The sequence below is a fragment of the Pedobacter frigidisoli genome (assembly GCF_032678525.1).
Lineage (GTDB): Bacteria > Bacteroidota > Bacteroidia > Sphingobacteriales > Sphingobacteriaceae > Pedobacter > Pedobacter frigidisoli_A.
Window position 1 is genome coordinate 624,312 of record NZ_JAVTSE010000003.1, and the last position, 21,159, is coordinate 645,470.

Here is a 21,159-nt window from a genome sequence, read left to right on the forward strand (position 1 = left end):
CACTTGACTTTATCACACCTAATAATCTGGACGGATCTGAATAAGATGTGCACTGAAATATATCAACACCACAAGCTACATTCATTAAATTCTTGCAGATTATAGCTGTGAAATGACCTGCATTTTTTCCTTGATTTTTTTTATGTGTAAACCAACGACGAGAAATAACAGCTACAATTAACATCCCTGTTGAGCAATACACGAAAGCTACATGGTTTTAAAAGTAAATGCTATTGCCAATATAGACCACCCATTGGGCACGGTCAGCAAATTATTGAAGGTTTTAGTATAAATTTTATTCAGTGTGCCATAAGCTTAGATTCGAATTAATGTCCGTTTTTTAAAAGGTGTAAATAGGCTGATATTATTCTCTGCTATTCCCCGATTCAGATCAATATCATATCATGCGCATCGCACGCCTTTCTATTGGTGATAATTTACAAGGCCGTGAAGCATTATAATATAGAATGCGAAATAATTTCTAATGTTTATAGTGTTATACGTTCTATCCTTTAACTATCCACAACACTTGGATCAGGTATAGGTCAATTGGTAGAAAAAGCAACAGATATACTCACCCGAGATAGGTCTCACTAGGTTGGTTAAAATTTATTGATCATATTTGTTATCTTGAACAGTTTAAAAATAACAAAGTAAGTAATCAACAAATGACCTTCTTAGTGTCCCTTTCAGATGATAAACTCCTGAAATTGCTTCAAAAGGAGGATAGAAATGCCTACAGGGAACTTTACAATCGCTATGTAGCCGACTTGCATCAGTTCATCCTTCATACTTCGAAATCTCCGGCACTGGCGGAAGATGTTGTCCACGACGTGTTTGTCAAAATTTGGGAAAACCGCTCCAGTATCGATCCGGAACGAAATTTTAAACCTTACCTGTTTGCCGTTGCAAAAAACCACTTGCTGAATTTAATCAAAAGGGCAAGAAACGAATCATACATATTGGACGAAATCAAAAAACACCGGATCGTTTCAAGTCATGCTACTGAAGATCAGGTAAATTTTAATGAAAGCAGTTCCATTATATTGGAAGCCATTGCGAAGCTTCCAGATCAACGCAAACGGATTTTCAATCTTTGTAAACTCGAGGGAAAGTCCTATAAGCAAATAGCCAAGCAACTTGGAATAACAGAGGGCACGGTAAACACTCAAATGGTTAGAGCACTGAAATCTATTAAACGCTATATCATCATTAAGGGATCCTTAACTTTGATTTTGCTCTACCTAACAAAATAAGACTCCTGTAATCAATATAAAATAAAATATCCTTTTTATTTAGTTTCCTTGTATATGTAATCCACCGGCCAGTTGTAATGGTATTAAAGGAGGATAAATTGAACACGGCGATACAGATACTTTTTACAAAATTTATACGAGGAAATTGTTCCGACACCGAATACGAATTGGTTATCGAACTTATTCGGGACGGTAACCATGAAGTAGAATTTGACGAAGCCCTAAGCTCATTTGCCTCAGCAGCTATTGAAGTACCTGCGAGAGCGTTTTTAGACCTGGCCACACAGAATGCAATGTTCGACCGTATAGATACGACCTTAAATGATCGAAGGATACGAAGCACACGAAATCCTATTCGCTTATGGTTAAAGTGGAGTATTGCTGCAGCATTGACCATCATTGCGGGATCTCTATATTATCTAGAGCAGTCAAATAATAGAATTCCAATTGTGAAATCCCTTGCAAAGATTGACGCAGCCCCAGGAATAAACACCGCCTTGCTAACCCTTTCAAGCGGACGACAGATTGTATTGAATAATTCAGATAATGGCATTATAGCTTTAGAGAATGGAACAAGAGTTATTAAATCAGCAGATGGAAAAATTAAATATGAAGCATTAAAAAACGGATCGGCTGAGTTAAACAAAATTGAAACCCCCAGAGGAGGGAAATATCAGGTATTACTGCCAGACGGAAGCCAGGTTTGGCTTAATGCTAGTTCATACATTAGATTTCCTGTCTCTTTCGCACAGGCTAAGGAACGTGTCATAGAATTTGCAGGCGAGGGCTATTTTGAAATTGCAAAAGACAAAAGCCATCCATTTATTGTAAAATTTGCAGGCAAGTCATTAAAGGTGCTGGGAACACATTTTAACATTAACGATTACCCCAATGAGTCATTAAGCAAAACGACCTTGCTGGAAGGGAGCATTGAATTACAGACCAGCGGGCAGAGGCGATTACTTAAACCGGGTCAACAGGCAATTATCCAAAAGTCTACAAACAATCTCGCCGTTCAGAATATTGAAACAGAGACGGCAATAGCTTGGACAAAAGGAATTTTCAAATTTGAAGATACTGACCTGAACACGATCATGAATCAAATTGAAAGATGGTACAATGTAGATGTTATCTACGAAGAAGGCGTAGAAAACTTGAGATTTTCAGGAGGCACAAAGATGAACAACAATTTAATTGAGGTTCTCAAAGTTCTTGAATTGAATGGCGTGCATTTCCGATATGAAAACAAAAAAATTATAGTTTCAAAACAATAACAAACCGGGAGCACTGCAATGCCCCCGGAAAATCCGGTCAGGTAACTGACTAAAAGCAGTATCAACCACTTATCAACCCAACCAAACAATCAAATTTATGCAATTAATTTTACCCAAAAAAGGTTATCCCGCGTCTGGGGCAAGCCGTGGAAATGGATCTCCAATCATTCGCTTAGTCATCGCCATCTTTTGTATTATCGTCATACAAGGGTTAGGTAGCCGCATTAATGCACAAACTGTAACCCTAAATGTCAAGCATGCGACACTTGAAAGTGTAATAAAGCAAATCGGATCGCAAACAGGTTATGAGGTCTTTTATAGGAAAGATCAGTTAAAGAACACCAAAACAATCAGCAAGACCTTCACAAAAGCTGAGTTAAATAGTGTGCTTGAGGCTGTTTTCTTAGATCAACCTGTTAGATATGTAATTACAAACAAAACAATTGTTGTGACGCCACGATCAATTCAGCCCGAAAAAAATGAGGATAAGCCTATAAATGTATCTGGCAAGGTGAGTACCATCAAAGGTGACCCCTACCCTGGACTGGCCGTTCAGGTTGTAAATACCAATAACATTGTTGTAACGGACGCGAATGGGTATTATATGCTCAAAAATGTGGACCCCTTATCTACCATAAGAGTTAATGGCCTCACGATACAAACGACATACACCTATGTTCAGGGAAAAACGAATCTTGACATCACCGTCTCTGAAAAAGTTAACCAGCTTGATGAAGTTGTGATCAATAAAGGTTACTATACAGAAAGCGAAATACTCTCTACAGGCAAAAGTATAATGGTCAGCGGTGATGATATACGCAAAACGCCATCGACCAACCCAATTCTGGGTTTGCAAGGAAGAGTTCCCGGATTGTATATCGAAACTTCTTCTGGACTACCAGGAGCGATGCAGCAGGTTACCATAAGGGGTAGAAATAGTATTAATAATGCCATAGAACCACTTTACATTATAAATGGGGTCCCATACAATTCCAGCACACTATCTTTTGTAGGTTCAAATAAGCAAAATGGAAGTTCTATGGGGCTTAATCCTCTGGCGGCATTGAATCCTAACGATATTGAAGAAATCACTATCTTGAAAGACGCCGACGCTACAGCTATTTATGGATCCAGAGGTGCCAATGGAGTAGTTTTAATTACGACAAAAAAAGGTAAAATCGGCGCAACTGTAACCTCTGTGGATTATAGTCATTCAATTTCCGCTTACCCAAAATTTGTTGATATGTTGAATACCCAGCAGTATTTGGAAATGCGAAAGGAAGCTTATAGAAATGACGGTGCAAACATTCAATCGAGTGATTATGACCTCACAACTTGGGATCAGAACAAATTTACTGACTGGCAAAAAGAATTGTTAGGGAATAACGCGAGCATCAACAATCTGCAAGCCAGCATATCTGGCGGAAACCAGGATACCCAGTTCATCATTAACGGTGGATATAGAACACAATCATTGATATTCAATAGCGGCGATGGCCTGGGGGATAAAACTGCATCGTTAAGAACCAGTATTACTCATACATCGAATAATAAAAAATTGAGCTTAACGGCAGAGATAAGTTATATCAACAACAATAACCTGCTGCCACTGAATGATCCCACCACTTCTATTTTAAGAATGGCGCCAAACGCCCCAGATTTGTATACAGAAGATGGGAAGATTAATTTCGAAAACAATACTTTCAATAGCAATCCGGCAATCAATTTAGTGAGAACAGTGAAATCAGTAACTGATAATTTGCTGGGAAATTTCAGGCTTAGCTATAAAATCACGCCCGATTTATACTTTACATCAAACTTTAATTATAATAAAGTACAACTAAATGAATTAGGTAAAAACCCATTTGCAGCTATCTCTCCTGATGACCAGTATAGTTCAGCATCAGTAAATGTTGGAAAAAGTGATTCAAAATCCTGGATTGCAGAACCACAAATAAATTATAATAAAAAACTCGGAAACGGAAATTTTTCGGCCTTAATAGGATCCACTTTCCAGCAGACGCGTTCTACCGGCTCTGCCTTCATGGCACAGGGTTTTTTAAGTGATGCTCAACTTGATAATTATTCCTCGGCACAAACCAAATCATTTACCAGCCAGAGATATGCTGATTATCATTATTTAGCCTTTTACACCCGATTAAACTATGTTTATAAAGAGAAATACATTATCAATCTTACAGGCAGAAGAGACGGGAGCAGTCGTTTCGGACCTGACAGGCAATATGGCAACTTTGGATCGGCCGGCTTAGCATGGCTGATTTCAAATGAGGAGTTTGCTAAAAAATTCACCTGGCTAAGCCTAGGTAAATTGAGAGTAAATTACGGAATCACCGGTAACGATAAAATTGATGACTATAATATTTTAACCACATACGAAACCAGCAACAATACTCTATACGGAAATGTATCAGGACTTGTACCAACCCGTTTGGCCAATCCTGAGACCGCATGGGAAAGTAATCACAAAATTGGACTTGGAATAGATCTTGGTTTTATCAATAACCGTTTAAATCTGTCCGTTGATTATTTCCGAAACAGATCCGGAAACCAGCTGGTGTCTACAACTTTACCTTCGTACCTGGGTTACGAGAATATTTTAGAGAACCTGCCTGCCGTAGTACAAAACCAAGGGCTTGAGATTGTATTAAATACCATAAATCTAAAATCGAGTAAAGTAAACTGGAGCACCAACATCAATTTAAGTTTTCTTAAAAATAAGTTAATATCCTTCCCCTCACTTGATCAATCAGTGTACGCCAGTTTTTACAGAATAGGTGAACCATTAAGCGCTCGAAATCTATACCATTACACAGGTTTAAATCCGCAAACAGGCTTATATACCTTTGAAGACACAAATAAAGATGGGGTGATCAATTACCTGGATCAAACAGCTATCAAAAATATTTCTCCATCTTATTATGGGGGGTTAACGAATACTGTAAGTTACAAAAATTTCCAGTTAGATGTGCTGATAAGTTTTGTTAAGCAAACCCAAAGGGCCTATCTGGCTAATTACGGGGCTTCGGGTAGTTTCAGTAATAGCCCGGTAATGGTTTTAGACAGATGGCAAAAACCCGGTGATAACAGCGTGGTGCAACGGTTTACCACCGGCGCATTTTTTGCAAATGCTACCACTAATTTTTTCAATTATGTTAATTCTGATGCATCAGTTGTTGATGGCTCGTATATCCGATTAAAAAACATTAATCTTAGTTATACTTTCCCGCAAGAATGGTTAAATAAATTTTCAATAAAAGGGCTACAAATCTATGGAAATATTGATAATGTTTTGGTGATTACACCATACGCAAGTCCTGATCCTGAGGTAACCGGGCCGGGAATGCCTCCCTTAAGAACTATTTCAATGGGAATACGTGTCTCTTTATAATTATCATGACAATTAAAGACAAAAAAATGAAAAGCATAAATATATTTCTTTGTTTGCTGATCATCTTATCAGCAATAGGGTGCAAAAAATTTATCGAACTACCAGCCCCGCAGACTCTGATTGATTCGAATACGGTATTCAATGATGTCAAGGCTGCGACGGCTGCAGAAGTGGGCATGTATCTTACGCTGGCCAATCAAACGCCATACCAAATGAGCCGTTATACCGGTAGTTATGTTGACGAACTCACTAATCTGGATGGTGGAGATTTTACAAGAAACTGCTATGTTAATTCGCTGAATGCAAACCTGAATGATAACCTTTGGCGAAATTACTTTAAGGTGATCAGCCAGGCAAACCAGATTATTTCCGGGCTAAACAACTCCACTGGCATTACAGGACAGGTAAAAAATCAGCTGCTGGGAGAAGCCATGTTTACCCGGGCTTTTGCCTATTTTAACTTGACCAATATATATGGCGACTTACCGCTGGTGATCAATACAGATTATCGGACGAATCTCCAAATATCTAAAAGCACACAAGCACAGGTTTATCAGCAGATTGTTACAGATCTTTTGAATGCTGAAAACTTATTGGGAAATGATTACGTTGGATCAAATAGTTCAGCCAGTTCATCTGACCGTATTCGACCTAACAAATGGGCGGCTAAGGCAATGCTGGCCAGGGTTTATCTTTACCAGAAAAATTACGTTAACGCTGCTGCTAAAGCAACCGAGATTATCAATAACAACACCACATACGCACTGGTATCAGACCTGGAACAAGTTTTTCTAAAAAATTCGGGTTCAATCAATACCGAAGCCATCTGGCAACTTGATTTACAGCAACAAACCTATTATTATTCACAAGGTTACAATTATTATCCACAATTTGGAATCGGCAGTTTTGGCGATAGCTGGTCCTCGACAATAAGTCCACAGCTGCTCGCCTCATTTGAAAACGGAGACCAGAGAAAGCAAAAATGGATTTACAATTATGATAATTTCGGAACCACATTGAGCATCCCCTATAAGTACAAGAATGCCAGATTTGGGGCAATCCCGGAACATAATGAAACGGTAATCAGATTAGCGGAAATTCTACTCATTCGGGCAGAGGCCAGAAATGAAACCAATAATCCCGCCGGAGCTAAAGAAGACCTAGATGTAATCCGTCTTCGTGCAGGACTTTCAGCATATAGCGGAGCTTTATCTAAAGGTGACATCAATTCAGCAATCGCACAGGAACGTCAAGTCGAACTTTTCTGCGAATGGGGACATCGCTTTTTTGATCTTAAAAGAACAGCTGTTATCAATACTGTCATGACTAATGTTTCACCTATCAAAGGTGGCACGTGGGCTTCCTTCAAACAGTTATGGCCTATCCCATTTGAAAATATTAAGCTTAACCGTAATATAACACAGAACACAGGCTACAACTAATCTAAAGAAAATAGGAAATGAAAAAATTAATTTATCTCTCTGCCTTTCTGACCATTTTCGCAATGGCCTGTAAAAAAGATATTGCAGTCAACCCCGAGCCCCTTTTGGCATCACTTAATATCGTAAATGTTGCAACAGATGATTTTGCTGTGTACATTAATCCTTTTAAGTCCGAAATTATATATACCAAGCAAAACAGTCAGAATAGCCCACTCTATTTAAAAAATTCGATTGTCTATGGAATTCGATCAGGAAGTGCGGATTTAAAAGTAGTATCGGCTTCAGATACACTGAAAACATTTTACAGCAATACTGTTAACCTGGAACCGCTAAAAATGTATTCATTATTTATTGCTGGTAATGCGAGCAAGAGAGAAAACTTGCTTGTAAAGGATGACATCATCCCAAGATATACAGACAGTGCGCTGGCGGTACGCGTGATTAACCTATCATCGGATGGCCCATCAATAAATCTTTCTATATCAGGCAACAGTCTGGGAACAAATATCAGCTATAAAGAAAAGTCTGAATTTAAAAAAATCTCATTAAGCGGCTCGCAGGGAAGGAATGGCTTGGATTTTGATATCATAGACGCCTCCAGCGGACAAATATTGACCACATTTAACCTTAGTCAATACGGCTACCCCATTTCAAGTACTTCTGCTCGCTTTAAGGCTATAACCTTGGTGGTTTTTGGTTCGCTCAGTTCAGCACCCTTTTCTACTGACAGTTATCAAGTATTCGCTTCTCCAAATTATTAATTACACCACGTTGCCAGCGCATTACGCGCTGGCAACATTAAGCGGATCAAACTAACTTTCAATTAATCAAAATGATGAAAATTAAAAAATTCGGATTACTCGCATTAGGTATGCTAACTATCTGGAACAATATTTCTGCACAACCCCGTCTGGGTATACCAGCAAAGACATTGTTAAAAAATGCAGTATTAAAAGCAAAAAAGGAGAACAAACAAGTTTTGCTGGTGGCTTATTCCTCAACGAATGCATGGTCTCCATTCCTCCAAAAGGTATTAAACAACCCAGAGGTAAAACCCATTCTATCGAAAAATTTCGTGTTGTGCGAAATTAATCCAAAAGAGCCGCTTAAATATAGAGAAAGGGAAAATCCCGACGCTAAGGAAGTTTTTGATCAGTATTATATAAAAACTGAAGGAATTCCACCATATCCCGCTGTCATTCTACTGGATCAAAACGTTAAAGTCTTAGCACAGTTTAGCGGTGGATTCACGGAAGGCCTTGCCGATTTAAGTAAGTTGAGCGACTTATTGACTAAAAACAAAACCTTCACATTCAGAGATGCCGAGGATTTAAATCGAAAAGTGACTGCTTTATACAAAAAAATTGCACCACCTGCTGCGCAGGACATTATCAGTCAGACCGTTGCCATAGCAAATAAAGAGAATAAAAAAGCGTTCATCATTTTCCATGCTTCCTGGTGTCACTGGTGCCACGTACTTGATACGGCCATGTCCCAACCTTCTGTTAGGGCATTTTTTGATAAAAAGTATGCCATTAATCACATCACCGTTCTTGAAAGTGAAAATCACATCACCGATCAAAATCCAGGGGCAAAGGAAATTATAAAAAAGTATCAGGGGCCAGACAGGATTGGTATTCCATATTGGATAATTATAGATAAGAACGGGAAATTCCTAGCCGACTATAACGGCTATCCCGATACCGCAGATGAGTCAACCTATAAAACCTTTGAAAAAATTCTTAGGGAAACAGGAGGAGCAACGCCCAGCGAACTGGAGGAAATTAAAAGGGTTTTTGCATCAATTAAAAGTAAATTCTAAGCAAATCAGCTGGAATCAATAAGAATTAGGTTACCTATTATACGATAAACACATATGAAGAAAATAATTAAAATGGTTTTGATATTCCTTTGCTTTTCCGGAAAAGTGATGAGCCAGGAAAAAACCAGGCAGACCTTCTCTGTCACAGTAGATGTAAGCAATATAAAACCAGTACCGGAGATTTTGATTTTGAACTATTTCAACATGGAGAATGGTAAGATGAACAGTGGCCAGGACAGCGTAGGTGTGCGTGATGGTAAAGGAACTTTTACAGGAAAGATCAGTGAACCCTCATTTGCGACCCTGCAGACCAAGTTTTTCGAATTTGGCGGAACTTTTATCCTGAGCGCAAATAATCTGTATATCAAATCAGGGAGCAATATACAGATGCTGACTGTTTCGGGATCACCCTTCCAGAAAGATTTCGAGGTTTTACAAGCTAAAAAACTAGCAATACAGGAACAGATTATCAAAATTGGAGACCAATATAACCGGGCTATGGAAAAGAAAGATTCTATAGCGGCTAAACCTTATGCAGATAAAATTTTTGAATTGAATCGTCAGATAGCAGTCAGCGTTTACAAAAACTATGCGAAATCGCACGCCAAAACATCTGCATTAAGTGTTTTCGCAATGCAACAATATGCAGGTTTTGGATTACCCGGTGTTGATTCTATTTATAACAGCCTAGCGCCGGCATTCAAGAAACTACCTACTGCAATCGCAATAAAAGCGCAGCTGGATGAGGTAGCAAGGGTAACGATAGGAAAAACAGCGCCTGAGCTTTCACAGCCAGATACATCCGGCAAGGTTGTTTCGTTGAAATCTTTCAGGGGTAAATACGTCCTATTAGATTTTTGGGCAAGCTGGTGTCATCCGTGCAGAGAAGAAAGTCCATATCTCATTAAAGCTTATGAAAAATTTAAAGCTAACAAATTCGAGATCCTGAGCGTGTCTATGGATTCAGAAAAAGCTAAAGGGGCTTGGTTGAAAGCAATTAGTGACGATAAAGTCGGTAGATGGACACATTTGGCTGATTTAAAGGGCTTTGATAATGTAGCTGGAAAACTATACGGAATTCAGTCAATCCCACAAAACTTTCTGATTAATCCAGATGGCAAAATCGTTGCTGTTAATTTAAGAGGCGATGACTTAGAAAAGAAACTAAGCGAAATTTTCAGAAAAGCAACGCCCAATCAATAATTTGGTGATTACTCGATGATTTCTTACAGGTGAATGAAATCAAAATTTTGATGCTTTCACAACTATATTTCAATGTCATACTTATTTCCATTAAGATATGTGTTAAAAACATAACCGTGATAAAACCTATTAATATGATTTCTTTTTCACCTAACTGAAACATTATCATTCCATAAATTTCATTCGATATTACAAAATTATTCATCAAAATAGCTATTCCATGACACACAAAATACGTGCCTTCTTGTTCTCACTCATATTGCTTTCATTATCTCAATATGGTTCTTTTGCGCAAGCCCCCCCGCTAAAAAATCATAGCTTACCAGGAACAGAAATTATTCCCCTTGACTCTGAAGTAAAAACAGGAAAACTTGCAAATGGTCTAACTTACTTTATCCGCAAAAATAACTATCCTGAAAAAAGAGTTGTGCTCTATGTGGCCACAAAAGCAGGATCGATTCTGGAAACAGAAAACCAGCGTGGTTTAGCCCACTTTTTAGAGCATATGAATTTTAACGGCACAACGCACTTTCCAAAAAATGAACTGATAGATTACTTAGAAAAGTCCGGAGTCAAGTTCGGCGCAGACCTAAATGCATATACTGCATTTGATGAAACTATTTATCAACTGCCATTACCCTCAGATAATCCTGAAATTTTAAAAAATGGATTGCAAATTATCAGAGACTGGGCACATGGCGCCACATTAGATCCCGTTGAGATTGACAAAGAACGTGGAGTGATTCTCGAAGAAAAAAGATCTAGAATCGGCCTGCAGGAAAGGGTAATGGAAAAGACATTTCCTATTCTGCTTAATAATTCCATTTATTCTCAACGCCTGCCCATAGGTACTGAAAAAGTTATTAAAAATTTTAAACCCAACGAAATTAAGGCATTCTATGATACATGGTACAGACCTAATCTCCAAGCAGTAATTATTGTAGGTGATATTGATCCAATTGAAATGGAAGCTAAAGTCAAATCATTATTTTCTGATCTAAAAAACCCTGTAAATGAACAAAGACGACCAATATTTACAGTGCCCTTGAGCGGAAAAAAACAGTTTATCAGTTTTACAGATCCGGAAGCCCAGTTTATACAGATTCAAATCCTGAACAAATTTAACGGGAAACCGGTTCAGACTAAGCAGGAGTATTATTGTGCGGTTGTTCGAAATATATTTAATCAAATGCTTGCTTCACGGTTTAGTAAGTTGCAACAAGTAGCTAATTTACCCTATATCTCAGCAAATGCAGTATGCTCAAACTACCTGGCGAATCTAGACGTATTTAATTTTTCAGCGACACTCAAACCTGATCAACTTGAGGCAGGCTTCAAAAATGCTTATTCAGAAATTATCAGGATTAATAAAGATGGTTTTACTCAAGCCGAATTGGACTTTTGTAAAACATCTTTTTATTCAGGCCTGGACAATATGCTCAAAGAAAAGGAGAAGACACCGTCAGCAAATTATGTAAGAGAATATGTTAACTATTTTACCAAAAACGAAGCTGCACCTGGCATTGATACAGAGTATCAAATGAGCAAAAATGCACTTACAAAAATTACCCTGGATGAGGTTAATTCCATGGCAAAATCACTGATTAACCTTCCTGATCAGGATATTATAGTTACGGGACCGGAAAATGCAAAAGAAAATCTTCCAAGCCAAACCACTATTATCAAATGGATCAAGGAACTTGACTTATTGAAGCCAGAAGCTTACGTTGCCAATAACACACCTGTTAAATTAATGAATAAAAAGCCTATTGCGGGAACAGTAATTTCTAAAAAAGATATCTCTGGAACAGGCGCTACGGAATATACTCTCTCCAACGGGATCAAGATTGTATCGAAACCAACTCAGTTTAAAAACGATGAGATTTTGATCCGGGCATTCAAAGCAGGCGGAACCTCCCTAGTTGGTGATCATGATTATATCTCCGCATCCAATGCATCAAGCATAATAGCAGCTGGTGGGGTTGCCGACTTTAACCTAGATGAGTTGAGCAGATTACTAAACGGTAAAAATGTAAATATTAGCCCATATATCAACGAACTGTATGCTGGATTTACAGGCTCATCCAGCGTTAACGATTTGGAAACTGCAATGCAACTAATCCACCTCTACGCCACCCGACCCCGGAAAGATGTGGCAAAATTTAATAACATAATAAGTCGCACTAAATTAAGCTTGTCTAGCCGAAGCAATAATGCAGATGCAATATTTTCCGATACGATTGCTGCGGTATTGGGCAATTTCAACGTCCGAAGAATTACACCAGATACATCAACCCTGAAAAAACTTAGTTTAGATCAGGCATATGAATTTTATAAGTCTAACTTTAGTAATGCAAACGGTTTTACCTTTATATTCACAGGTAGCTTTAAGCCCCAGGAGCTTATTGCCCTATGTGAACAATATTTAGGTAGCCTTCCATCGAATTTAGGAACACAACAAAATTTTGTGGATCTGGGTATTAGAATACCTAAAGGGATGCAAGAACATTTAGTTTACCAGGGCAGCAATCCCAGATCAACGGTAAAGTTAGTTTTAAGCGGCGAGTACAAATTTTCTCAGGTTAACAATCTCAGCCTACTTGCCCTCTCAGACATTATCGAATTTCGGTTAACCCAGAGACTAAGAGAAACAGAGGGAGGGGTATACACACCTCAAGTTAATGTAGGCTTTAACAAATATCCCGAAAGCAACTATGCATTTGACATCACCTTTATATGCTCTCCGGAAAATGCGCAAAAGCTTGCCAGCGCAGCAATGCAGGAAATAAAATCGCTGTCATCGAAAGGAATTTCGGATGATGATCTTAATAAATTCAAAGCTGAAAAAACCAGAGAATTCGAAACTCAACAACGTACCAATGATTATTGGTCGAGCTACCTTCTAGGCAAAATAAGCAACAATCAAAATACAAATGATGTTAATTCCTACCAAAAGGAAATTTCAGATTTAACAGCTGCGGGCTTAAGAGATGACGCTAAAAAATATCTAAGTGGCGAAAATTTACTTAAATTCATCCTGTACCCAAAAACTTCCAAATAGTATAATGATAAACAGGCACTTAATCCCAAAAGATTAAGTGCCTGTAACATTGATAATCTTAAAGCAATAAGAAAAACGACTAAAGTTGCTAACCTGAGGCATTTTCCTAAACCAAACCACAATATCTAGAGCTAATTTATCTCAGGAAGGCAATAATTAACAAACCATTTAATAGTTTTATCTTTACCATTCAAACATAACCCACTAGTAACATTTCCCTCAGGGAAATTAGATCATTACTAATATCCATCATCTCACCATAACAAATAAAATTCCTACCTGACTACCAATAAAAAACGCCATTCCCTAGGGAATGACGCCAATCTTAACTAACCTATTAACCATAATAACCTCCCTTATCAGAAAATATTCACTTATTAGCTAAACCCTGAGATATCATCTTAAAGCCTGTATTGGTCTGATCAACTATTACACCAGTACCAATCTAGAGAATGTTGTATTGCTTTCATCTCTACGGAACTAACTGCTCTTACGATCCTTTTTCCATTAAATTGGACACTATTGCTCTTTACAACATTAATTTAATGGTGGTTTAGCTGCAGCAAATGTATGCCCAACCGAGAATCCCACCCTCATCTTTAATCCAGTATTGCTTGGTAAAAACTAACAATCGTGCCACTCGTCGAGTAGACCGGGGAATTTCACTCCAAGTCCCTCATAGAACCGTACTTGATAGTCTCCCATCATATGGCTCTTATTAACTAATACACCAGTACCGACCTAGGCAATAGTGTTTTACTTTCACCTTTTGCTACCTCCTGACTAATCAGTTTCACGCCAGATATAGAAAGCGTGTTAATACACACCCTTCGCTCCACTCCCATTACAGGAACTTCAACACTACTACTAGACGTTCCGCCCCTGTGCCACCCATCGGTACTTTCCCCCTTGCAGTGTCTTCAACTTGAGGTTTTCCCTTAACATCGTGGTGACAGGTTCTCACGTTCCCTTCAGAAGCCTGTGCTAAGCTCGTGCCGCCTATACGCCGGATGCCGCAGAGCCAATAAACAGGTGATCGCTCTGCTTGTGCCGCAGTGCTATTGTACCTCGGTTTCGACATCATCTAATCCTTTCTACGCCTCATCGGTGGTTCACTTGCGTTCACCTTCTTAGCGCTCACTTGACACCTTTAATGATGCCTTTTCCGCTAACGCTTACTACCAAGGCACTTAACCAAAGCAGCTTAGCGGCAGTTTGAAACCCGCTTCTGTAAGCCGATTCCGAGGGGCCGTTCCTCATTTTCTGAACAGCATCAACTTTCATTAGATGATTGTTGTTCGTGACACTCAATAGCCAGGATTTTGTGTTAGATTTTTATTTAGATCTCGTTCAGACTGGGGAATCGGCCAAAGTTCATTTTTTCCAATAATGAAATTACGTTTTTTATAAATATAATATCCATCAGCATTCACTGGATAATCTTTGTAATTAGAAGGATCATTAGTCAGTTTCATCCCTGTAAACTGCTGGTTATTTTCCGACCCGATGATGCCCCATCGCAAACAATCAAAATATCTGATTCCTTCAAAAGCAAATTCCACCCTTCTTTCCCTGCGTATAATGGTCCTGAGTAATACCGGATCGGATGTAGTAATTGCTGGCATAGATACAACTGCACGTCCTCGCACCTTATTGATTGTCGCATCCAACATTGCCTGGTCTATTGCATTTCCTGCTTCTAGCTGTGATTCAAGATAGCCAAGTAACACCTCAGCATATCTTATAAGAGGAAAATTATTACCAGTATTATTAGTGGTAGCCACTGCCGGATCATCTTCCAAGAATTTATAAATCGCATAACCACTCCACACCCCTGGATATTGATTGAGCCGATCGGGAAGCGTGGTTCCTGGCTTTGCAGAGTATACACGTCCACGAAAACTAGTGCGGTCAGAGATCATGATATTGAAATCCATTCTTGGATCGCGATTTTGATAAGGATTATTTTTGTCATAAAGCGGAGATTCGCCAATGGTTTTGCCATCCTTACATTCATATGCTTCTACCAGTTCATTAAATGGTGAATACTGGTGCCAGCCGCCCCATGTCTCCGGGGTAAGGTATTGTAGCAGTGCATGATTATATGTATCCCTTATATATTGCATTGACATAATAATCTCGCGACTTGTTTCACCCGCATTTAAAAACAATTCACGATACCTGGGATCAATTGAATAGTAATTGAAATCAATAATCGATCTATAGGTTGCCGCAGCATCAGCCCATTTCTTTTGTGCGAGCTGTAAGCGACCTAAAATGGCCAATGCTGCCGCTGAAGTGATGTGGCCGAGGCGATCTGCACTTACTGAAACGGGAAGGACGGCCGCAGCACCCTTGAGCTCAGCTTCACAAAATGACCAGACTTGAGATTTTGATGTACGCACTACCGAATTTGCCTCCTCAACTGTTAACAGCTTTTGAACTAAGGGAACATCTCCAAAATATAAAGCCAAATTGAAATAATCATAAGCCCTGATTGTCCTCACTTCACCAATCATGACCGCCTTTTGGCCAGCATCCATAGTTACGCGGTCGATATTGGCCAAGAAATTATTACACCGTGTTATTTGGTTATAGGCCTGCGTATAATATAAACCGACAAAACCATAAGTGGAATTTAGCGTGCCATTGGTGAAGTTATCAGGAATGAGTTCCTTTTCTGATCCGTTACCGGCCATTAGATCAAGGTTGACCATCGATGTTGCCGCCCAAAAGTTATATCCTGTAAAGCCTGCGCCACTATCATAAACGCCATTTAGTGCAAGGGTGGCATCGCCTGCCGTCCGCCAGAAAGTGGCGTCAGAAATTGAAGAAAGTGGTTGAGTGTCAAGCAAATCTTTTTTACATCCGCTTAATGAAAATAAAATGGTAAGGCAGGTACATATTGTATATCTATATTTATAATTTTTCATGCTATTTTATTTAAAGATTAACCGACTAAAGCTTTACATTCACACCAAAAGTATAAATTGCAGTAAGTGGGTAAAAATTGGGATTATCGCCTGAACCCTGGCTATTCTCAGGGTCCCAGCCATCGTAAAAATCATTTAGGGTGAAAAGATTTTGCCCACCAGCAAAAATTCTCAACCTATCCAATCCGATTTTGCCGATCAGCTTAGCTGGAATGGTATAGCCAATTTGGGCATTTTTAAGTCTCAAGAATGTTCCTGACCGGTTCCAGTATGAATTTCGCTGTACATTTGCACTTCCCTGACTTAGATTTGTGATGCGAGGATAGAGTGCGTTGCGGTCAGGATTAGCTGGAGTCCAGGCATTTTCATATTGCCACCTTTGCACGTTACCCCCATTATAAAGTGCGTAGGCTTGATAGGAGCCCATTTGCACGGTGTAATCTCCCAAACCAGAAAACAACACTGAAAAATCAAAACTTTTATAAGATGCATTGAGATTTAGTCCATATGATATTTTAGGATTTGTATTTCCTAAAATCTGCCTGTCATAAGTGGCATCTACTTTCCCATCAGGAACTCCATTTGGCCCGCTGATGTCTTTAAAACGAATATTCCCAGGCGCCCCTCCATTTGGCTGTGTCGGATAAGCCGCCACATCCGCAGCGTCAACGAAAAGTCCGTCCGCAACAAAGCCGTATATCGGATTTAATGGCTGGCCCAAAAAGAAATTTGGAATTACACTTTGAATATCCCCTGCAATTTTAATTACTTTCTGATTATTGTATGAGAAGTTAGGGGATATTCCAACTTTGACGCCACATATTTGAGCGTTATAAGACAGGCTTACTTCCACCCCCCTATTCTGAATAGAACCTGCATTCTGAATGGGCGCAGTCAGACCAAGCGTCGACGATACTGGCACCTGATACAAAATGTTTTTGGCTGTCCTGTCATAGACATCCACCGTACCACTTAGCTGAGTACCAAAAAGCGAAAAGTCCAGACCGATATTGGCGGTGGTAGTAGTCTCCCACTTAATATCGGAATTAGCTGCCGCTGTTACAGCTGCACCTGGTGCAATTACCCCGCCAAAATTATAGCGAACATTTGTACTAATAATATACTGATAAGGGTAATTGGCAATATTGGCATTGCCCAGGGAACCATAAGAAGCCCTAATCTTTAATTCATTGATCCAATGAACATGATCTTTTAAAAAAGCTTCTTCGGAAAGCCTCCAACCTGCCGAAACTGCTGGAAAAATGCCGAAGCGATTATCCAGCGCAAACCTGGATGATCCATCATATCGCACATTGGCCTCAAATAAGTACTTCCCGCTGAAATCATAATTTAAACGGGCAAAGTAAGACTGAAAAGCATATTCATTTGCGCTTCCGGAAGTCTGCTGGTTCGTTGTTGCGCCCGCATCTAATTGGAAAAGCAAATTATTGGGGAAATTATCCCGGAAAGCCCTTGTAAAATTATCACGGTGTGCCTCTTGCTGATAACCACCCAATATGGAAAAATTGTTTTTACCAAAAGTTTTGTTGTATTTCGCAAGCAGATTGAGGGTAACTTCATTTCCATCGATATTACCCACATTTAAACTATTAGGACCTACATAAGTAGTTCTGTCAATATTGATGTCGGCGATGTAAGTGGTATTTACGCTGGTATAATAATGATAACCTGCGGTGCCGCTTAAATTTAAGCCCGGTATAATATCCCAGGAAAGAGTCGTATTCCCATAAAAATTTTTAGCACGCAAGCTATTAAATCCCTCACTGGCCAACCAGGCTTCAGGGGAATAAAAATCCTGACGTCCGTAAGTACCATCAGATTTCAGTCCTGCAAGCGTATTTGGCTCACGTACTGCGTAACCTATAATTCCTCCGATACCTGAGACATTTGATTGCGGTTGGTTTTGTAATTGAGAAAAACCTAAGATGCTCGTTTTCAAACTTAGATTATCTTTAATCCGTGTATCTATGTTGGCTTGGATGTCATATCGTTTATTGCTGGTTTCAGCAGTCAGTCCATTATGATTACGATAGCTACCAGACAGGTAATAGACATTATTGCCTTCACCACCGGAAATATTTATATTATGATACTGCTGGAATCCTGAACCAGTATTTAACAGATCCTTAAGGTGGAACACGTTTGGAAAGTTGTCCGGATCCGATCCATTGCGGTATTTCGCAACCACATCAGCATTCGCACCAGTAAGTTCAGCATAAGTCCATGAATCCACAAAATCAGGCAGGCTGGTAATTTTTTCCCATCCAAGGTAGTTATTATAACCGATGGCCGTTTTACCTTTCTGTCCACGCTTTGTGGTAATCAATATTACTCCATTTGCTGCTCTATTTCCATAAATAGCTGCTGAAGCCGCATCCTTTAATACTGTCATACTGCCAATGTTATCCGGTGCTACATCATCCAAAGATCCAACGATCCCATCAATCAGTATTAACGGATTGCTCCCTGAATTGAAGGTACCTACCCCTCTTATAATCACACTCGCTCCATCACTTCCCGGCCGTCCACCACCCTGCTGTACCTGAACTCCCGGAGATAGTCCAGACAATGCCTGAGAAGCTTGCGTGATCGGCCTATTGTCTAAGTTCTTTGAAGAAACAGTGCTGACTGACCCGGTTAAGTTCACTTTTCTCTGGGTTCCGTACCCAACAACCACTACTTCATCCAGTTTTTTATTATCATCAGCCAGCTGAATATTGATTCCGGTTTGCTGCCCCACAACTACTTCTTGAGTAGTATAACCAATAAAGGAAAAAACCAATGTTCCCCTGGCCACAGGAATCGCCAGCGCATATATACCTTGCAAATCTGTCTGTGTTGTTTTTCCTGACTCTTTGTGTTTTACTACTACCCCCGGTATTGCATTTCCCTTTAAATCGGTTACTTTTCCTTTAATAGTAATATCCATGTTTATGGGATTTGGAGGAACTCGGTCGTCATGTCCCACAGACGGCCGCGTGCCGAACCTACCGACTAGGCCTGATATTCTGACAGTGAGTTCACCGGCCATGCTTACAGTTGACAGTAGTGAACAGGTGACCAAGATTATCAACTTTTTTCGCCAGAATTGCGGCGACTTTGGATTTATTTCCATATTTGGTTAGTTAGGTGTTTAAAAATTCTGGCAAAAGCATTCCCTTGCCTGATTATTCAGGTCCGTTAAGCATACAAAAAGTAAATTACTACTAATTTGTTAGCTTAACGTTTCAAGTCTTGCCCATTGGGCATTGATGTTTGTGTCGCTAACAACTGTGCTTTCAAATTACAGATCGGGTCTAAGCAAGATCATCAAAACAAAGACGGGCTTTTGCATGGCAGTAAAATATTTGGTTATATCCTTCTTTACTAGATAAAGGGCATGGTCAAATATATGTAGCGAATCTGTATCTATTTTTATTGTAATCTGACATTTTTTTATATTTTTCAGACATGTAAAAAACATAAACTCACTCTCTCCTAATCAAATTGAGGCAAACTGAAGCTCAACAAACTGCTTTTTAGCAGGCCTTTTTACGCCTAACAAGCAATTAGTATTATTAATTCCGGGTTTTCGGATTCCCATCCGCAAGATCGCATATGGCCCATACCAAAAACGATTGTTAGCAAAAGTGCATTGAACAGTTACGCTTTAAAAAATGTCTCAACTAAATTTTAAAGAAGCACGTATTAAAATGAATGCTTACTTATTGGAGGTTAAGGGCAATGCGTTTTTCTGAATGCTGAAGGACTCAGGCCAACTTTATCTCGAAAAATTCTAGAGAAATAGAAGCTGGATTTGAAGTTCAGTTCTGAAGATATTGCCTTAATAGCAAGATGCTGATCAAGTAGTAACTCTTTTGCTTTTGCTATTTTTAATTGAAGGTAATACTGACCGGGTGATAAGCCGCCGTGAAGCTTAAATAACTTTCTGAACCATGAATAACCTACATTTAATTCGCTGGCTAATTGTTGGATAGAATAGACGTTGCAAATATTTGAACGTAATAATAACCTGGCCTTTTCCATAAGCACCTCTTCCTCCTTGCCTAAACATTGATTTTGCCTGAAATCTGCGTGACACATGCCGATCAGATAAAGACCAGCTCCTGAAACTAAAGGCTGGTAACCTGGCTTTTCATTCCGAACATTTTCAATAATGACCTCAAACAAATCCATCACTTTTTCATTGAACCCAACGTTAAAGCAGGGGGAGCAAACGCTCAGATAACCTGAAGCTACGAGTTTATCAATTACAGTTCCCTTGATACCAATCCACTGTTCCTGCCAGCCAGTGAGATAGCTGGGTCTGTACCGATGTGTCTCATTGGGAAAAAGAATGATAATAGTCCCTGCCTGAATCTGGATTTGAGGACAACTGTCAGATTCAAAGATGCCCTGCCCACTGGTAATATAGATGATCTGATATTCATCTAACACACGCCATCTTTCCCAGTTGAAATGATGGTGTCCGGGATGAACCACATTTGGGTAATTGGTGAAAGGCTTGATATTGGTTCGTCCGGCATTAATTACAGACAAACCCCAATCCTGATCATTTTGGCTAAGGGGCAAGTACTTAAAAAAGTCGATCATAATGAACTAAAAAAACGAAAAAATGTTATATCAAAATCCAAAGCACATTGGAGAGCAATAAAAGTAAAGATATATAAATACCATTTATCTCATCATGTAAGACTTGAAAAAAGGCTAATAATTATTCTCCCGAACCAAATTATGC

12 protein-coding genes are annotated in these 21,159 nt (G+C 39.3%); 8 read left to right on the top strand and 4 right to left on the bottom strand.

What is annotated here, in order from left to right:
- Window positions 1–668: 668 nt before the first annotated feature.
- The 8 genes from R2Q80_RS11650 to R2Q80_RS11685 all read left to right on the top strand — a co-directional run bounded on the left by R2Q80_RS11650 (window position 669) and on the right by R2Q80_RS11685 (window position 13,467).
- Complete coding sequence (locus R2Q80_RS11650) at window positions 669–1,256, top strand: RNA polymerase sigma-70 factor (protein ID WP_316799782.1); 588 nt, start codon at window positions 669–671, stop codon at window positions 1,254–1,256.
- 77 nt (window positions 1,257–1,333) lie between these two features.
- Complete coding sequence (locus R2Q80_RS11655) at window positions 1,334–2,530, top strand: FecR domain-containing protein (RefSeq protein WP_316799783.1); 1,197 nt, start codon at window positions 1,334–1,336, stop codon at window positions 2,528–2,530.
- A 97-nt stretch (window positions 2,531–2,627) separates the two neighbouring features.
- Entirely contained in the window at window positions 2,628–5,939 is a 3,312-nt protein-coding gene (locus R2Q80_RS11660; protein ID WP_316799784.1) for a SusC/RagA family TonB-linked outer membrane protein, read from the top strand.
- Window positions 5,940–5,965: 26 nt separating this feature from the next.
- Entirely contained in the window at window positions 5,966–7,381 is a 1,416-nt protein-coding gene (locus R2Q80_RS11665) for a RagB/SusD family nutrient uptake outer membrane protein (RefSeq protein ID WP_316799785.1), read from the top strand.
- Window positions 7,382–7,398: 17 nt separating this feature from the next.
- Window positions 7,399–8,142, top strand: a complete 744-nt coding sequence (locus R2Q80_RS11670) for a DUF4397 domain-containing protein (RefSeq protein ID WP_316799786.1) — start codon at window positions 7,399–7,401, stop codon at window positions 8,140–8,142.
- Between the two features lie 71 nt (window positions 8,143–8,213).
- Window positions 8,214–9,203: a thioredoxin family protein gene (locus R2Q80_RS11675; protein WP_316799787.1), complete on the top strand. Its 990-nt coding sequence runs from the start codon at window positions 8,214–8,216 to the stop codon at window positions 9,201–9,203.
- Window positions 9,204–9,257: 54 nt separating this feature from the next.
- Window positions 9,258–10,406, top strand: coding sequence for a TlpA disulfide reductase family protein (locus R2Q80_RS11680; RefSeq protein ID WP_316799788.1), 1,149 nt, complete (start codon window positions 9,258–9,260; stop codon window positions 10,404–10,406).
- A gap of 220 nt (window positions 10,407–10,626) precedes the next feature.
- Window positions 10,627–13,467 carry a M16 family metallopeptidase gene (locus R2Q80_RS11685; RefSeq protein ID WP_316799789.1) on the top strand — a complete coding sequence of 947 codons (2,841 nt, stop codon included), beginning with the start codon at window positions 10,627–10,629 and terminating at the stop codon, window positions 13,465–13,467.
- A gap of 1,137 nt (window positions 13,468–14,604) precedes the next feature.
- Here R2Q80_RS11685 and R2Q80_RS11690 read toward each other — a convergent pair.
- The 4 genes from R2Q80_RS11690 to R2Q80_RS11705 all read right to left on the bottom strand — a co-directional run bounded on the left by R2Q80_RS11690 (window position 14,605) and on the right by R2Q80_RS11705 (window position 21,014).
- Window positions 14,605–14,751: a hypothetical protein gene (locus R2Q80_RS11690; protein ID WP_316799790.1), complete on the bottom strand. Its 147-nt coding sequence runs from the start codon at window positions 14,749–14,751 to the stop codon at window positions 14,605–14,607.
- Between the two features lie 23 nt (window positions 14,752–14,774).
- Window positions 14,775–16,400, bottom strand: a complete 1,626-nt coding sequence (locus R2Q80_RS11695) for a RagB/SusD family nutrient uptake outer membrane protein (RefSeq protein WP_316799791.1) — start codon at window positions 16,398–16,400, stop codon at window positions 14,775–14,777.
- Window positions 16,401–16,425: 25 nt separating this feature from the next.
- Entirely contained in the window at window positions 16,426–19,350 is a 2,925-nt protein-coding gene (locus R2Q80_RS11700) for a TonB-dependent receptor (protein WP_316799792.1), read from the bottom strand.
- Between the two features lie 785 nt (window positions 19,351–20,135).
- On the bottom strand, window positions 20,136–21,014 hold the full coding sequence (locus R2Q80_RS11705) for an AraC family transcriptional regulator (protein ID WP_316799793.1): 879 nt from the start codon (window positions 21,012–21,014) through the stop codon (window positions 20,136–20,138).
- Window positions 21,015–21,159: the final 145 nt, after the last annotated feature.

Bases quoted from the DNA above. Each gene is read 5' to 3' on its own strand.
- R2Q80_RS11675 (WP_316799787.1), top strand. From the start codon at position 8,214: ATGATGAAAATTAAAAAATTCGGATTACTCGCATTAGGTATGCTAACT.
- R2Q80_RS11665 (WP_316799785.1), top strand. From the start codon at position 5,966: ATGAAAAGCATAAATATATTTCTTTGTTTGCTGATCATCTTATCAGCA.
- R2Q80_RS11650 (WP_316799782.1), top strand. From the start codon at position 669: ATGACCTTCTTAGTGTCCCTTTCAGATGATAAACTCCTGAAATTGCTT.
- R2Q80_RS11700 (WP_316799792.1), bottom strand. From the start codon at position 19,350: ATGGATATTACTATTAAAGGAAAAGTAACCGATTTAAAGGGAAATGCA.
- R2Q80_RS11695 (WP_316799791.1), bottom strand. From the start codon at position 16,400: ATGAAAAATTATAAATATAGATATACAATATGTACCTGCCTTACCATT.
- R2Q80_RS11660 (WP_316799784.1), top strand. From the start codon at position 2,628: ATGCAATTAATTTTACCCAAAAAAGGTTATCCCGCGTCTGGGGCAAGC.
- R2Q80_RS11705 (WP_316799793.1), bottom strand. From the start codon at position 21,014: ATGATCGACTTTTTTAAGTACTTGCCCCTTAGCCAAAATGATCAGGAT.
- R2Q80_RS11655 (WP_316799783.1), top strand. From the start codon at position 1,334: ATGGTATTAAAGGAGGATAAATTGAACACGGCGATACAGATACTTTTT.
- R2Q80_RS11690 (WP_316799790.1), bottom strand. From the start codon at position 14,751: ATGAAAGTTGATGCTGTTCAGAAAATGAGGAACGGCCCCTCGGAATCG.
- R2Q80_RS11670 (WP_316799786.1), top strand. From the start codon at position 7,399: ATGAAAAAATTAATTTATCTCTCTGCCTTTCTGACCATTTTCGCAATG.
- R2Q80_RS11685 (WP_316799789.1), top strand. From the start codon at position 10,627: ATGACACACAAAATACGTGCCTTCTTGTTCTCACTCATATTGCTTTCA.
- R2Q80_RS11680 (WP_316799788.1), top strand. From the start codon at position 9,258: ATGAAGAAAATAATTAAAATGGTTTTGATATTCCTTTGCTTTTCCGGA.